Annotated in this window: 16 protein-coding genes and 1 riboswitch; of the genes, 10 read left to right on the forward strand and 6 right to left on the reverse strand. The window is 70.3% G+C overall.

Translation table 11 applies throughout. The features are described 5' to 3' along the window. The first annotated feature begins 36 nt into the window (after window positions 1-36). Window positions 37-108: riboswitch (adenosylcobalamin-variant (AdoCbl-variant) riboswitch) on the forward strand. A 34-nt stretch (window positions 109-142) separates the two neighbouring features. Genes IEY88_RS33035 through surE form a run of 10 tightly spaced genes read left to right on the forward strand, consistent with a single transcriptional unit; the run spans window position 143 to window position 9,605 of the window. Beyond that, complete coding sequence (locus IEY88_RS33035) at window positions 143-1,339, forward strand: prenyltransferase/squalene oxidase repeat-containing protein (RefSeq protein WP_189158831.1); 1,197 nt, start codon at window positions 143-145, stop codon at window positions 1,337-1,339. Next, on the forward strand, window positions 1,339-1,752 hold the full coding sequence (locus IEY88_RS33040) for an SCO2322-related protein (RefSeq protein WP_189158832.1): 414 nt from the start codon (window positions 1,339-1,341) through the stop codon (window positions 1,750-1,752). Before IEY88_RS33035 ends, IEY88_RS33040 begins: the two co-directional genes overlap by 1 nt. Then, window positions 1,749-2,510, forward strand: coding sequence for a hypothetical protein (locus tag IEY88_RS44555; protein WP_229693996.1), 762 nt, complete (start codon window positions 1,749-1,751; stop codon window positions 2,508-2,510). The genes IEY88_RS33040 and IEY88_RS44555 overlap by 4 nt, the downstream gene beginning before the upstream one ends. After that, entirely contained in the window at window positions 2,507-3,538 is a 1,032-nt protein-coding gene (locus tag IEY88_RS44560; RefSeq protein ID WP_229693997.1) for a CbiQ family ECF transporter T component, read from the forward strand. Before IEY88_RS44555 ends, IEY88_RS44560 begins: the two co-directional genes overlap by 4 nt. Beyond that, window positions 3,535-5,091, forward strand: a complete 1,557-nt coding sequence (locus IEY88_RS33050) for an ABC transporter ATP-binding protein (protein ID WP_189158834.1) — start codon at window positions 3,535-3,537, stop codon at window positions 5,089-5,091. The genes IEY88_RS44560 and IEY88_RS33050 overlap by 4 nt, the downstream gene beginning before the upstream one ends. Beyond that, window positions 5,088-5,897, forward strand: a complete 810-nt coding sequence (locus IEY88_RS33055) for an ECF transporter S component (RefSeq protein WP_229693998.1) — start codon at window positions 5,088-5,090, stop codon at window positions 5,895-5,897. Before IEY88_RS33050 ends, IEY88_RS33055 begins: the two co-directional genes overlap by 4 nt. Window positions 5,898-5,943: 46 nt before the next feature. Beyond that, window positions 5,944-7,671, forward strand: coding sequence for a beta-N-acetylhexosaminidase (locus IEY88_RS33060; protein ID WP_189158836.1), 1,728 nt, complete (start codon window positions 5,944-5,946; stop codon window positions 7,669-7,671). Window positions 7,672-7,695: 24 nt separating this feature from the next. Further along, the gene (locus tag IEY88_RS33065) at window positions 7,696-7,881 is read left to right on the forward strand and encodes a hypothetical protein (RefSeq protein ID WP_189158837.1); all 186 of its coding nucleotides are present in this window, start codon (window positions 7,696-7,698) and stop codon (window positions 7,879-7,881) included. A 58-nt stretch (window positions 7,882-7,939) separates the two neighbouring features. Next, the gene (locus IEY88_RS33070) at window positions 7,940-8,845 is read left to right on the forward strand and encodes a 1-phosphofructokinase family hexose kinase (RefSeq protein ID WP_189158838.1); all 906 of its coding nucleotides are present in this window, start codon (window positions 7,940-7,942) and stop codon (window positions 8,843-8,845) included. A 4-nt stretch (window positions 8,846-8,849) separates the two neighbouring features. Next, window positions 8,850-9,605 (forward strand): 5'/3'-nucleotidase SurE, encoded by a 756-nt coding sequence (gene surE / locus IEY88_RS33075; RefSeq protein ID WP_189158839.1) that lies wholly within the window; start codon window positions 8,850-8,852, stop codon window positions 9,603-9,605. Here surE and IEY88_RS33080 read toward each other — a convergent pair. The 6 genes from IEY88_RS33080 to IEY88_RS33105 all read right to left on the reverse strand — a co-directional run bounded on the left by IEY88_RS33080 (window position 9,568) and on the right by IEY88_RS33105 (window position 13,628). Further along, on the reverse strand, window positions 9,568-9,897 hold the full coding sequence (locus tag IEY88_RS33080; RefSeq protein WP_189158840.1) for a hypothetical protein: 330 nt from the start codon (window positions 9,895-9,897) through the stop codon (window positions 9,568-9,570). The genes surE and IEY88_RS33080 overlap by 38 nt on opposite strands. A gap of 6 nt (window positions 9,898-9,903) precedes the next feature. Further along, window positions 9,904-10,299, reverse strand: coding sequence for a DUF5313 family protein (locus tag IEY88_RS33085; RefSeq protein WP_189158841.1), 396 nt, complete (start codon window positions 10,297-10,299; stop codon window positions 9,904-9,906). Further along, complete coding sequence (locus IEY88_RS33090) at window positions 10,296-10,745, reverse strand: MarR family winged helix-turn-helix transcriptional regulator (protein ID WP_189158842.1); 450 nt, start codon at window positions 10,743-10,745, stop codon at window positions 10,296-10,298. The genes IEY88_RS33085 and IEY88_RS33090 overlap by 4 nt, the downstream gene beginning before the upstream one ends. Window positions 10,746-10,800: 55 nt before the next feature. Next, window positions 10,801-11,115 carry an alpha/beta fold hydrolase gene (locus tag IEY88_RS33095; RefSeq protein ID WP_189158843.1) on the reverse strand — a complete coding sequence of 105 codons (315 nt, stop codon included), beginning with the start codon at window positions 11,113-11,115 and terminating at the stop codon, window positions 10,801-10,803. A 9-nt stretch (window positions 11,116-11,124) separates the two neighbouring features. After that, window positions 11,125-12,447 carry an FAD-binding oxidoreductase gene (locus tag IEY88_RS33100; protein ID WP_189158844.1) on the reverse strand — a complete coding sequence of 441 codons (1,323 nt, stop codon included), beginning with the start codon at window positions 12,445-12,447 and terminating at the stop codon, window positions 11,125-11,127. Window positions 12,448-12,551: 104 nt separating this feature from the next. Continuing rightward, window positions 12,552-13,628 (reverse strand): aminotransferase-like domain-containing protein, encoded by a 1,077-nt coding sequence (locus IEY88_RS33105; protein ID WP_229693999.1) that lies wholly within the window; start codon window positions 13,626-13,628, stop codon window positions 12,552-12,554. Between the last annotated feature and the right edge of the window lie 10 nt (window positions 13,629-13,638).

The following is a 13,638-nucleotide window of genomic DNA, read 5'->3' on the forward strand; positions in this document are numbered from 1 at the left end:
CCCTGCCGCACGATCGATGACTGACAACAGCATCCGCATGCCGCGGGGGAAGCCGGTGGAACTCCGGCACTGACCCGCAACGGTGATAGTCCGACTGCCCGTGGCGTGCGGTAGCTCCACCGACCCGTCGAGGACCGCGGGCATGGGAGGCGTAGTGATCAGGAGATCCGCGTTGGTGGCCTTGGTGGCCACCGCGCTGGTGGTGACACCGCAGGCACAGGCGGCGCAGGCCGCCCCGTCCGCGGGGACGTGGCTGGTCAGCCAGTTCGAGGGCGGTGACCACCTGCTCCAGGGCCCCGGCCTCGTCGATGCCGGGCTGACCGCGGACGGCGTCTACGCGCTCGCGGCGGCGGGTGTCGGCAGGTCGACGGCGGTGAAGGCCGCGGCCTGGCTCGCCCAGCCCGAGCAGCTGAACTTCCTGATCGGTGAAGGGGACGAGTCGTACGTCGGCGGCCTGGTGAAGCTCGCGCTGGTCGCGCAGACGCTCGGCACCGACCCGGACGCGTTCGCGGGCGTCGACCTGCTGGAGCGGCTCGCGCCGTTGCAGGAGGAGTCGGGGCGCTACCGCGACGCGACCGGTCCCGGCTTCGACCAGACCAACGCGTTCACCCAGGCGTTGGCGATCATCGTGCTGAAGCGCGCCGCCCTGCCGTCCGGCAAGGCGGTGGCGTACCAGGTCTCCACCCAGTGCCCGGACGGCGGTTTCCCGATCGCGTTCGAGCAGGCCCCGTGCAAGTCCGATGTGGACGGTACGGCGATGGTGCTGCAGGCACTGCTGGCGGTGGGCGAGAAGACCGCGTCGCCCCAGGCCCTGACGTGGCTCGCGTCGCAGCAGAAGCCGGACGGCGGTTTCCCTTCCGCGACAGCGGGGCCCAACGCCAACAGCACCGGACTCGCCGTCGGCGCGCTTCTTGCCGGTGGTCTCGTCCCGGCCGCGGACAAGGCCGTGGAGTACCTGAAGTCGTTGCAGGTCGGTTGTGCCGGACCGGAGGCGCGACGCGGTGCGGTCGCCTACGACAGCGCGGGTTTCGAGCCGTACCCGGCGATCCGCGCCACCACGCAGGCGATGCTCGGCCTCGCTCGGGTGAGCCTTGCGGACGTGACGGCGTCATCGGCCGTTCCCGGCGTGCCCGCGATCGACTGCACGCCCGCGCCACCGGTCACCACCACCACGGTTCCGGTTCCGGCTCCCGGTGGCCCTGCTGAGCCCCCGGTCGATCCGCCGCTCGCCGTCACCGGACCGGACCAGGCCGTGCCGCTGAGCCTGTTCGGATCGTTCGCGGTGCTCGCCGGTGCCGTTCTGCTCCTCGTCTCCCGTCCTCGGAAGGGTGGTGCGTGATGCGCCGCATGCTTGCTGTCCTCGCCCTCGTCGCGAGCTCGTTCGTCGTCACGTCCCCCGCCTCCGCCGCCCCGTGCGCGGGCGTGAAGGTCGTCGTGGACTTCGCCGCGCTGGGCGGCGGCGTCCAGACCGGCTGCGCCGCGGGCGACCCGGCCACCGGCCTCACCGCGCTCACCGGCGCAGGCTTCACCTACTCGTTCGTGCCGCGCCAGCCCGGTTTCGTGTGCCGGGTCAACGCGCTGCCGAACCCGTGCACCATGCCCACGACCAGCGCGTACTGGTCGTACTGGCACGCCACCCCCGGCGGCTCCTGGACCTACAGCACCTCGGGCGCCGGCAGCTACGACCCGGCTCCGGGCACCGTCGAGGGCTGGGCGTTCGGCCCTGGAACCGCCCCGAGCACCGCCCCGTGAAAGGGCTCGTCCTCGCGCTGGCACTGGTAGCCGCGTTCGCACCGGTGCCGGCGCAGGCCGCGGGATGCGACGGCGTGACCGTCGTCGTCGACTACCGCGGCCTCGGCGGAGGCGTCCAACAGGGCTGCGCACCCGGCAACCCGGCCTCCGGCATCGCGGCCCTGACCGCCGCGGGCTTCGGCTACACCTACGCCTCACGGCAGGCCGGTTTTGTCTGCCGCATCAACGGAAAACCGGGCACGGACGCGGACAAGTGCGTCAACGCCTCGCCCGCCACCGCGTACTGGTCGTACTGGCACGCCCCGGCCGGTGGTGCGTGGGCGTACAGCAACCAGGGCGCGGCGACGTACGTGCCGGGGCGCGGAACCGTGGAGGGGTGGGCGTTCGGCGCCGGCGAACAGCCCGGCATCGCACCGCCCGCTGCCCCCGCACAGCCACCGCCGCCGCCTCCTTCCGCGCCGCCGGTTCAGCAGCCTCCGGCACAGCAACGGCCTGCGGTGACCACGACGACGGCTCCGCCGGTGTCGTCCTCGGCTGCCGCGACTTCGTCGATGGAGTCGGTTCCGCCTTCGTCGGTGACGGTGTCGTCGACGGCGGGGGAGACGTCGGCTCCGGCGGTGGAGGAGAAGGCGCAGCAGGTGGAGGAGAAGTCGGGCTCCGGCTGGTTGTGGACTCTGCTGGGCGTGCTGGTGATCGCCGCGCTCGTGGTGGCAGGGGTGTTGGTGGCACGACGCCGTCGTGCCGCGGAAGACGCGTGAGGCTGCACTCCGGCGCGTGGTGGCTGTGGGCCCTGGGCCTCGCCACCGCCGCCAGCCGCACCACCAACCCGTTGCTGCTGGGCCTCGTTCTCGCCGTGGCGGGTGTGGTGGTCGTGACCTGCCGGGCGAACACGCCGTGGGCCGGCACCTACGGCGTGTTCCTCAAGTTCGGCCTGCTGATCATCGGCCTGCGGGTCCTCGTGCACGCGTTCCTGGGCGGGGTCACCGGCCCGACCGTCCTGTTCACGCTGCCGCAGGTCCCGTTGCCCGACTGGGCGCAGGGCATCCGCGTCGGCGGGCCGGTGAGCGCCGAGGGGCTGGTCTTCGCGCTGTACCAGGGGTTGTTGCTCGCGACGATCCTCAGCTGTGTCGGCGCCGCCAACGCCCTTGCCAACCCCCGGCGGCTGCTGCGGTCGTTGCCCGCCGCGTTGTACGAGGTGAGCGTGGCGGTCGTCGTGGCGCTGACCGTGGCGCCGCGACTGGTCGCGTCCGCCCGATCGGTGCGCAAGGCAAGGCAACTGAGAGGCGATGCGGCCAGGGGAGCGCGGGCGATCCGCACGATGCTGGTGCCGGTGCTGGAGGACGCGCTCGACCGGTCGCTGGTGCTGGCCGCCTCGATGGACTCGCGCGGGTACGGGCGCACGGCCGGCATCTCGCGCAAGGACCGGGTGCTCACCGGGACGTTGGTGCTGGCCGGGCTGTTCGGGCTCTGCATCGGCACGTACGGGTTGCTCGCCGGTGCGTACACCGGCTGGCCGTTGCTCGTGCTCGGAGGTGTGCTGGCGATCGCGGGACTGCGGGTCGGGGCACGCCGGGTGCCGCGCACGCGGTACCGGCCCGACCGGTGGACGCCGACGGCGATCGGGGTGGCGTTGAGCGGGGTGGCGGGGGCGGTGATGCTGGTGTTCTCGGCTGATCCGGCGCTGTCGCCGTCGACGGTTCCCCTGCAGGCACCCGGACTCCCGCTGGTTCCGGCGCTGGGAGTGCTGGTGGCACTGGCACCTCTGGCCTTCGCGAGGGAAGCATGATCAGGTTCGAGGACGTCACCATCACCTACGCCGAGCGGCCCGTGCTCGCGGAGGTCTCCGTGGAGATCCCCGAAGGCGAGCTGTGCCTCGTCGTCGGCCGCACCGGCTCCGGCAAGTCGACCTTCCTGCGCGCGGTCAACGGGCTCGTGCCGCACTTCAGCGGCGGCACCCTGGCCGGACGTGTGCTGGTCGACGGCCGCGACACCGCCACGCACCCGCCGCGCGAACTGGCGGACGTCGTCGGGTTCGTCGGCCAGGACCCGATGGCGGGCTTCGTCGCGGACAACGTCGAGGACGAGCTCGCGTACTCGATGGAGTCACTGGGGCTCACGAACGACGTCATGCGCAAACGCGTCGAGGAAACCCTCGACCTGCTCGGGCTCGCCACGCTCCGAGACCGTCCACTCGCGACACTGAGCGGCGGCCAGCAGCAGCGGGTCGCGATCGGTGCCGCCCTCACCGCACACCCGAAGGTCCTGGTCCTCGACGAACCCACCTCGGCACTCGACCCCGGCGCCGCCGAGGACGTTCTCGCTGCCGTGCAACGACTTGTGCACGACCTCGGCATGACCGTCGTGATCGCCGAACACCGCCTCGAACGCGTCGCGCAGTACGCCGACCGAGCCCTCCTGCTGCCGCAAGGACGGATCGGCGACGTCGGCGAGATCCTCAAGGCTGCACCGGTCGCACCACCCGTCGTGAGGCTCGCGCAACTCGCCGGCTGGGAGCCGATCCCGGTCTCGGTCCGCGACGCCCGCCGCCGGGCCGCACCCCTGCGCGCCCGGCTCCCCGAGCCCCGGCCCGAACCCGCGACGAAGACCGGCCCGGTCCTCGAAGCGGACGATGTCGTTGTCCGGTACGGAGATGTCCAGGCCGTGCGCGGAGTGAGGCTCGACATCAAGGAGGGTGAACGGATCGCGCTCATGGGCCGCAACGGTTCCGGCAAGTCGTCGCTGCTCTGGGCGGTGCAGGGCAGCGGCAAACGCACATCCGGCACGGTGACCGTGAACGACATCGACCCCAAGACGCTGAAGCCCGCCGAACGCCGCCAGACCGTGGCACTGGTGCCGCAACAGCCGTCCGACCTGCTCTACCTCGAAACCGTCGAGCAGGAGTGCGTCCAGGCCGACACCGAGACCGGCCGGCCCGCCGGCACGTGCCGAGACCTCCTCGACAGCCTCGCCCGGGTGCCACCAGAAGCCCACCCGCGCGACCTGTCCGAAGGCCAGCGGCTCGCACTGGTGCTCGCGGTGATGCTGACCGGCACCCCGCAGGTCCTGCTGCTCGACGAACCGACCCGCGGCCTCGACTACCCGGCGAAGGCCGCACTCGCCGCGGTCCTGAAAAACCTGCCCACCACCACGGTCCTGGCCACGCACGACGTCGAGTTCGTCGCCGAGTACGCCACCCGCGTGATCGTGATGGCCGAGGGCGAGATCGTCGCGGACGGCCCGGCACGCGAGGTCGTGACGTCGTCGCCGATCTTCGCCCCGCAGGTCAGCAAGATTCTCGGGCCGTGGCTGACGGTCGCCGACGTCGAGGCCGCCCTGTGATCACGATCGGCAGGCGCTCGGCGGTCGCGCTCACCATCTCCGGCGTGATCGGGCTGGCCGCGTTCACGTGGCCGCTCGTCGTGACGCCGTCCAGCGACATCGCGCACGGCGGCGACGCGCCCTGGACGTTCGCGTTGCTGCTGCCGCTGGTGCTCGCGGTCGTGCTCGCCGAACTGAGCGACAAGGGCATGGACTCCAAGGCGATCGCGATGCTCGGCGTGCTGTCCGCGCTCGGTGCCGCGATCCGGCCGCTCGGACCGGGCACCGCCGGCATCGAGACGGTCTTCTTCCTGATGGTGCTCGGCGGCCGGGTGTTCGGGCCGGGGTTCGGGTTCGTGCTGGGCAACACCACGCTGTTCGCCTCGGCCCTGCTCACCGGCGGCGTCGGACCGTGGCTGCCGTACCAGATGCTCGGCGCCGCCTGGGTCGCGCTGGGCGCCGGGCTCCTCCCGCAGTGGCGCGGCAAGGCCGAGATCGCGTTGCTGGCCGTCTACGGCGTCGTGAGCAGTCTCGTCTACGGCTTCCTGCTCAACCTGTCGTTCTGGCCGTTCGCGGTCGGCGAGGGCACGTCGGTCAGCTTCGACCCGAACTCCTCACCCGCCACGAACCTGGTGCGGCTCGCGGCGTTCACCCTCGCCACGTCGCTCGGCTGGGACCTCATGCGGGCCGTCACCACCGCCGTTCTCGTCGCGGTGACCGGGCCTGTGCTGCTCCGGACGCTGCGCCGAGCAGCCCGCAAGGCCGCCTTCGAGCGGGTCCCGAAGAAAGAATTGGCCCAGACCATTGACGACAAAAGGGATGTTTGAGCAGGCTGGAGGCAGGGTCGCCGCCCCCGACTCGTAAGGAGGAGTCGTGAGAACTCGTGTTCTCGCCGCGGTCATCGCTGTCACAGCGGCGTTGTCCGTGAGCGCGCAGTCGCAAGCAGCGGAACCACTGCAGAGCCTCGTGCCGGTCCCTGTCTCGGTGCAGGCCAGAAGCGGTGTCACGCACACGCTGACGGCAGCCACGAAGATCTACACCGCCCCTGCCGCGAGGGACGTCGGCAACTTCCTCGCCGAAGTCCTGCGGCCCTCGACCGGCTACGCGTTCCCGGTCTCCGACACGACCGGAACGCCGTCCGACGGCATCTCGCTGCTGCTCACGGGCGCACCGGGCACCGTCGGCCAGCAGGGTTACCAGCTCGACGTCGCGGCGGGCTCGATCGTCCTGCGCGCCACCACGTCCGAAGGCTTGTTCACCGGCGTGCAGACGTTGCGCCAGCTGTTGTCCGCCAAGGTGGAGAGCAAGACCGTGCAGGCCGGTCCGTGGACCGTGCCGGGTGCGCTGATCGTCGACCACCCGCGGTTCTCCTACCGCGGCGCGATGCTCGACGTGGCCCGCCACTTCCACCCGGTCTCCACGGTCAAGCGCTACATCGACCAGCTCGCGCTCTACAAGATCAACTACTTCCACCTGCACCTGACCGACGACCAGGGCTGGCGGATCGTGATCGACAGCTGGCCGCGGCTCGCCACGTACGGCGGCAGCACGCAGGTCGGCGGTGGCCCCGGCGGCTACTACACCAAGGCGCAGTACAGCGAGATCGTGCAGTACGCGGCGTCGCGCAAGATCACGGTGATCCCCGAGGTCGACCTGCCCGGCCACACCAACGCGGCACTGGCCTCCTACGCGGAGCTCAACTGCAACGGCCAGGCACCGCCGCTGCGCACGGACATCGAGGTCGGCTACTCCTCGCTGTGCGTCGGCAAGGAGCTGACCTACCAGTTCGTGGACGACGTGATCCGCGAGATCGCGGCGCTCACGCCCGGCCCGTACTTCCACATCGGCGGCGACGAGGCGCACTCGACGCCGGACGCCGACTACCAGACGTTCATGGACCGCACGCTGCCGATCGTCGAGAAGTACGGCAAGACCGCGCTCGGCTGGCACGAGTTCGTGAAGACCACGACCGACACCGCCACGATGCCGCAGTACTGGGGCACCTCGACGTCCAACGCCGTGGTGCAGGCGGCGGCGGCGCGCGGCCACAAGGTCATCATGTCGCCCGCGAACAAGGCGTACCTGGACATGAAGTACAACTCCAGCACGCCTCTCGGCCTGTCGTGGGCCGGTCTGATCGAGGTCCAGACCGCGTACGACTGGAACCCCGGCACGCACCTGAGCGGTGTGCCGGAGTCCGCGGTCCACGGCGTCGAGGCTCCACTGTGGAGCGAGACGCTCGTGACGGCACAGGACATCGAGTTCATGGCGTTCCCGAGGCTGGCCGCGATCGCCGAACTGGCCTGGTCGCCGTGGTCGACGCACAACTGGGACCAGTTCAAGGTGCGCCTGGGCAACCAGGGCCCGCGCTGGACGACCATGGGCATCAACTTCTACAAGTCCACGCAGGTGCCGTGGGACACCGGCGGCCCCGGTCCCGGCCCCTGCACGCAGCCCGCGTGGGAGCGCGACAAGGTCTACACCGGCGGCAACGTCGTGTCGCACAACGGCAAGAAGTGGACCGCTCAGTGGTGGACGCGGGGCGAGGAACCCGGCACCACCGGCCAGTGGGGCGTCTGGCGTGACGGAGGCGTTTGCTGATCCCTCCTGGGTACTCGGTCGACCATGACGGATCCCGAGGAAGCAGAAGAGTTCGCCGAAGAGGCCGGTGTCGACCCGACGCCCCAGGAGGTCGACGAGTACCGCGACATGACGCAACCAGGTGAGTGGCGCGCCGACGAGAAGATGGGGCCGGACGGCGTGCCCGCACCGCAGGACGGTGAGGACCCGACCGGCGGTTCTGGTGCGTGATGTCTGATTCACCCGGTGCGGGCGAATATCCTTCGCCCGCACCGGGTACCAGGCTGTCGTGGATGCCCGAGTTGCCGTATTTGCCCCGTCCCCCCAACTGACCGTCACCGTCGAGGACCTCGATGGTGAGCCGGACGTGCACCTGCACGCCGGCGGCCAGGGTTTCTGGCAGTCCAGGATGATCGCCGCGCTCGGCGTCGAAGCCGTGGTGTGCGCGACGTTCGGCGGTGAGACAGGCCGTGTGCTGCGCACGTTGTTAGAAGGCGAGCACGTCGACCTCAAAGCACGCGAAGTAGCCGCACGCAACGGCGCCTACGTGCACGACCGACGCGACGGAGACCGGTCGGAGATGGTCGAGATGATCCCGGACGCGTTGTCGCGCCACGAACTCGACGACGTCTACGAGTCGGCGCTGGTGGAAGGCATCCGCGCGGGCACGGCCGTGCTGAGCGGGCCGTCCGACGACCGAGTGCTGCCCCACGACACGTACTTCCGCCTCACCTCCGACCTGACGAGCAACGGGTGCCGCGTGATCGTGGACCTGGCGGGCGACCGGCTCGCCGAAGCGGTGCGCGGCGGTCCGCACGTCGTCAAGGTCTCGCACGAGGAACTGGGCGAGGAGGACCTGCCCAAGCTGATCGAGAAGGCGCGTGAGATCGCCGCTTCGTGCGTGCACGGCGTGGTCGTGTCCCGTGCCGACGAACCGGCGTTGGCGCTGCTGGAAGACCAGCTCTACCTCGTGAAGATGCCCCGGCTGGAGCCCGTCGACACGCGTGGCGCCGGCGACTCCATGACCGCGGGGATTTCAGCCGGCCTCGCACTGGGTATGTCGTTGACGGACGCGGTGAAGCTCGGCGCGGCCGCAGGCGCGGTCAACGTGACGCGGCACGGCCTGGGCAGCGGCGGCGGAGACGCCGTGCGCGAGCTGAGCAAACGCGTGGAACTGGAGCCGATCGAGGAATGAGCGGATGCGCGCGCTGATCACGAACGACGACGGAATCGACTCCCCTGGCCTGTGGACGCTGGCTTCGGCCGCGGCCGCATCGGGTTTCGACGTGGTGGTGGCCGCGCCGGCCACCCAGTCCAGCGGCACCAGCGCGTCGGTCGCGGCGTCCGGGGAGAACGGCCGGGTGGCGAGCGAACGCCGCACGCTGCCCGGCCTCGACGTCGAGGCCTACGCGGTCGCGGCGCATCCCGGCCTGATCTCGCTGATCGCGTGCCGGGGTGGCTTCGGCGGCAAGCCGGACGTGGTCCTGTCCGGGATCAACCTCGGCGCGAACGTGGGCCGCGCGATCCTGCACTCCGGCACCGTCGGCGCGGCCCTGACCGCGCACATCAACGACGTCACGTCGTTGGCGGTGTCGCTCGACGTCGGATTGGACGGGCCCGAACCGTTGTGGGACAAGGCAGGCGAGGTCGTGCGCGTCGTGCTGCCGATGCTGACGGAGGTGCCCGCCGCCTCGGTGCTGTCGCTGAACGTGCCGAACGTCGTGGACGTGCAAGGGCTTCGCTGGGCGGAGCTGGCGCGGTTCGGCACGGTGCAGAGCCGCGTGGACGACGTGGGCGACAACGAGGTCGAGCTCGTGCACGTCTACGCCGAGGAATCGCTGGTGCCGGGCACGGACACGGCGTTGCTGGCGGAGGGTTTCGCGACCCTGACGGCACTGCGCTCGGTCGAACGCGACGTCAGTTCGGAACGCGCTTTGCCGGCCTGGCCAGCGTGATCACGAGCCCGATCAACGCGGTTCTGACCCCGAGGAAGCTCTCCGTGGTGAGGTCGTGCAGGGAGAGCGCCAGCAACCCGAACCCCAGCAACAGGACCAGGCCGTACATCCGCGCGAGGCCGAGCCGCCACGCCATCAGGATGCCCATGACCCCGACGCCGAGCTGGACGACGCGGTAGTTGGGGTCCAGGGCGAACAGGTCGAGCCATCCGAAGGCGAGCTGCAACACGCCCGCTGTGAGTGCGAGCGCCTGCGGCCTCGTGAACTGGAACTGATCGCTCGACAAGGCCATGGCTCTTCACCCCTCGGGTCGCCGCCAGACCGCGTCGTACTTCGCCTGTCGTTCGCGATCCTTCACAGCGTTTCGGTCCCGGCGACCTTGAGTCGCCGTCCCTCTCGGATACCCGTACTTCGTGAGGCGGTAATCCACACTTTCCGGTGCGTAGGACAGCGCGAAGTACAGCCCCACAACGAAACCGAGCGCGCCGCACGCGATCGCCAGTGGCCACGGCGAGTCGAGCCCGAACACGAGCGCCAGCGTGATGGCCGTCGTGAGCGGCGTGACCTGCACGAGACTGCGCACGGTGAAGCGCAGCAGCCACTTCGGACCGGTCACGTCGTCGTAGACGAACTCCCGGTACCGCTGAGGCAACCGTCCACCCGCGTAGTACCAGGCCTTCAGCGCGGGGTTCATCGCGTCGCCTTCGCGATCACCTTGTGCAGCACCTGGTTCAGCTGCGCGAGCTCTTCGAACGTCATGTCGAGCTGCTCCACGACCTTGAAGGGAATCTTCAGCGCTTCCTTCCTCAGCTCCTGACCCGCCCCGGTCAGGGTGAGCGCGAGCGCGCGTTCGTCCGCCTTGTCCCGCTGGCGCTCGACGTACCCGATCGCCTCCAGCCGCTTGAGCAGCGGGCTGAGTGTGCCGGGGTCGAGTTGCAGGGCGTTGCTCAGGTCCTTGACGGTGCGCGGCGACCGCTCCCAGAGCGCCAGCATCACCAGGTACTGGGGATGCGTGAGGTTCAGCGGTTCCAGGATCGGCCGGTACACCGCTATCACCGTGCGGGATGCCACGGCGAGGGCGAAACAAACCTGACGCTCCAGTTCGAGCGGGTTCTCCGGGATGCTTGGTGTACTAATCATTTGTGTACACAGTAACTCGCGGGCAGGCTGAAGTCCAAGAGGTGTGGCGCGCGGCTCAGGCCTTGGCGGCCTCGGCGAGGACCTCGGCGACCTCGGCGGCGCCGGCCCTGGTCATCACGGTCCCGCCGTGGTCGACCTCGTTGATCAGCACGGGTTTGCGCAGCACGGGCAGGGCGGCGCGGAACCCGGCGGCCTGCTCGACGGTGTAGGCGCGGCCGCGCAGGTCCGGGGCGACGAGCCTGAAGTTGTGCGCGGCCACCCAGTTCCACAGCTTGCGGCTGCCGCTGACGCCGTGGATCGCGAGCACCGGCGCGGTGTCGCCGTCGTGGACCTCGACGAACAGGTCGCCTCCGGCTACCGGAACGAGCATGCCGACTCCTCAGGCCTTGCCGGGGTTGAAGATGTCCAGCGGGTCGAGCGTGTGCTTGACCGCCTGGTGGACGGCGTGGGCGGCCGGGCCCAGCTCGCGGATCATGCCGTCGCGCTTGAGCAGGCCCACGCCGTGTTCGCCGGTGACGGTGCCGCCCAGCGCCAGCGCCTGGTCGATGATGTCCTCGAACGCCGCCTGGGCGGCGATCCGCGCGTTGTCGTCACCGGGCGGGGTGATCAGCAACGGGTGCAGGTTGCCGTCGCCGGCGTGGGCGATGGTGGCGATCCGCACGTCGTGACGTGCGCCGATCTGCTCGATCCGCGCGAGCATGGCGGGCACCGCGGACCGCGGTACGCACACGTCCTCGGTCAGCAGCGGACCCAGGCGTTCCAGCGCCGGGTAGGTGAGGCGGCGGGCGGCGAAGAGGGCTTCGGCCTCGGTCGAGTCGGTGGACCGTTCCGTCCAGACCGCGCCCGCGTCGGTGAAGGCCGTGACCAGGCCGTCGGCGTCGTCGGAAGTTTCGGCACGGGCCAGGAGCATGGCCTCGGTGTCCGGTTCGATGCCCAGGTGCTTCCAGTCCTCGACGGCCTGCAGGCAGGCCCGGTCGATCAGCTCCAATGCGGCGGGTTGCAGACCTCGGGCGGTGGTCAGCGCGACGGCCTGACCTGCGGCGACGAGGCTGGAGAACGCGCCGACGACCGTGCCGGACGGGCGTGGGGCCGGGCGGAGGCGGACGGTGACCTCGGTGACGACGCCGAGCGTGCCCTCGGACCCGACGAGGAGACTGGTCAGGTCGTACCCCGCGACGCCCTTGTTCGTGCGCCTGCCCAGCCGCACCGCGGTGCCGTACTCGACGGGACCGCCCATCACGGCTTCCAGCCCGAGGACGTAGTCACGCGTCACGCCGTACTTGAGGCAGCAGAGACCGCCGGCGTTCGTGGCGACGTTGCCGCCGATCGTCGACCACGGCGAGCTGGCCGGGTCCGGCGGATACCAGAGCCCTTGCGCGGCAACGGCTTTCTTCAGGTCGTCGTTCACGACACCCGGCCGCACGACGGCGAGCAGGTTCTCCCGGTCGATCTCCAGGACCTCGTTCATGCGGCTGAGGTCGAGCACCAGGCAGCCGTCGACCGCGTTGGCGCCACCGGACAACCCCGTGCCCGCGCCTCGTGGCACGATCGGGATGTTGTGGGCAGCGCAGTACCTGACGGCCTCTTGCACGTCCTCTGTGGACTGCGGCCGGAACGCCGCGTACGGCGTGCCCGCCGGTGCCCACTCGGCCTCGTCGTGGCTGAGACCGGCCAGCGTGTTCGGGTCCGTGATCAGCTTCATGCCCGCTCCAACGCGCCGTGCGCGGCCTCGGTCGCGCAGCCTCGATGCGCGAAGTGCCAGTTGCCGCCAGGAGTATCGGCAGCAACTGACACTTTGTCAGGGCTTCAGAGTGCGCGGACCGCCGCGCCGAGGCGGGTGATGCCCTCGTCGATCTGCTCCGGCGTGACGCCCGAGAACGCGAGCCGCAGTGCGTTGTCGCCGCCCTCCAGCAGGAAGTCCGAGCCCTTCACGAACTCGACGCCGTGCTCCTTGGCGACCGGCACGAGCTTGTCGATCGACACGCCCGGCAGCTCGACCCACATGAAGTAGCCGCCCTGCGGCGCGGTGAAGACCGCCTCCGGCAGCTCACGCCGCAGCGCCGCCACGAGGGCGTCCCTGCGCGCACGCAGCGCCGTGCGGACGTTCACGACCGACTCGTCGAGACGGCCGGAGCGGCAGTACGAGTTCACGATCGACTGCGCCACCATGTTCGGCGAGATGTACGTGGTGGTGGCGATGTCCTGGACGCTCTTGATGACGGCCTTCGGCCCCACCAGGTAACCGCAGCGGATGCCGGGCGCCATCGTCTTCGAGAACGACGACGCGTAGACGACCTTCTCGTTCTTGTCCTGCGACAGCATCGTCGGCAGCGGTTCGCCCTCGAACCGCACCTTGACGTACGGGTCGTCCTCGAACAGCACGAAGTCGTACTGGGCCGCGAGGTCCAGCAGACGCGCGCGCTTCGCCTCGGACAGCGTGTAGCCGGCCGGGTTGTGGAAGTTCGGGATGATGTGCGCGAGCTTCGGCCGCACACCGCTCTCGAGCAGCTTCTCGAGCGCGTCGACGTTGATGCCGTCGGTCTCCAGCTCGATCGCGTGGATCTTCGCGCCGCGCTGGCGCAGGTTCAGCAGCGTGCGGTCGTAGGTCGGAGCCTCGACCACGACGTCGTCGCCCGCCTGGACGAGCAGCTCGAACAGGAACGCGTCGGCCTGCATCGAGCCGTTGGTGACGAGCACCTGCTCGGGCTCGACGCCGTGCTGCTCCGCGAGCCAGGTGCGCAGGGGCACGTAGCCGACGCTCGTGCCGTACGCGAAGGTGCCGCCGGGGTCGTCCGTGAAGGCTTTCTGCGCGGCGTCGCGCAGGCCTTCCTGGTCGATGATGTCGAGAGAGGGCGCTCCGCGCGTGAACAGGATCGAGGCCATGCGCGGAGCG

Source organism: Lentzea pudingi (assembly GCF_014646255.1).
In the GTDB taxonomy this organism is placed as follows: Bacteria; Actinomycetota; Actinomycetes; order Mycobacteriales; family Pseudonocardiaceae; genus Lentzea; species Lentzea pudingi.

Bases quoted from the DNA above. Each gene is read 5' to 3' on its own strand.
- IEY88_RS33035 (WP_189158831.1), top strand. From the start codon at position 143: ATGGGAGGCGTAGTGATCAGGAGATCCGCGTTGGTGGCCTTGGTGGCC.
- IEY88_RS33040 (WP_189158832.1), top strand. From the start codon at position 1,339: ATGCGCCGCATGCTTGCTGTCCTCGCCCTCGTCGCGAGCTCGTTCGTC.
- IEY88_RS33050 (WP_189158834.1), top strand. From the start codon at position 3,535: ATGATCAGGTTCGAGGACGTCACCATCACCTACGCCGAGCGGCCCGTG.
- IEY88_RS33065 (WP_189158837.1), top strand. From the start codon at position 7,696: ATGACGGATCCCGAGGAAGCAGAAGAGTTCGCCGAAGAGGCCGGTGTC.
- surE (WP_189158839.1), top strand. From the start codon at position 8,850: ATGCGCGCGCTGATCACGAACGACGACGGAATCGACTCCCCTGGCCTG.
- IEY88_RS33080 (WP_189158840.1), bottom strand. From the start codon at position 9,897: ATGGCCTTGTCGAGCGATCAGTTCCAGTTCACGAGGCCGCAGGCGCTC.
- IEY88_RS33085 (WP_189158841.1), bottom strand. From the start codon at position 10,299: ATGAACCCCGCGCTGAAGGCCTGGTACTACGCGGGTGGACGGTTGCCT.
- IEY88_RS33090 (WP_189158842.1), bottom strand. From the start codon at position 10,745: ATGATTAGTACACCAAGCATCCCGGAGAACCCGCTCGAACTGGAGCGT.
- IEY88_RS33095 (WP_189158843.1), bottom strand. From the start codon at position 11,115: ATGCTCGTTCCGGTAGCCGGAGGCGACCTGTTCGTCGAGGTCCACGAC.
- IEY88_RS33100 (WP_189158844.1), bottom strand. From the start codon at position 12,447: ATGAAGCTGATCACGGACCCGAACACGCTGGCCGGTCTCAGCCACGAC.
- IEY88_RS33105 (WP_229693999.1), bottom strand. From the start codon at position 13,628: ATGGCCTCGATCCTGTTCACGCGCGGAGCGCCCTCTCTCGACATCATC.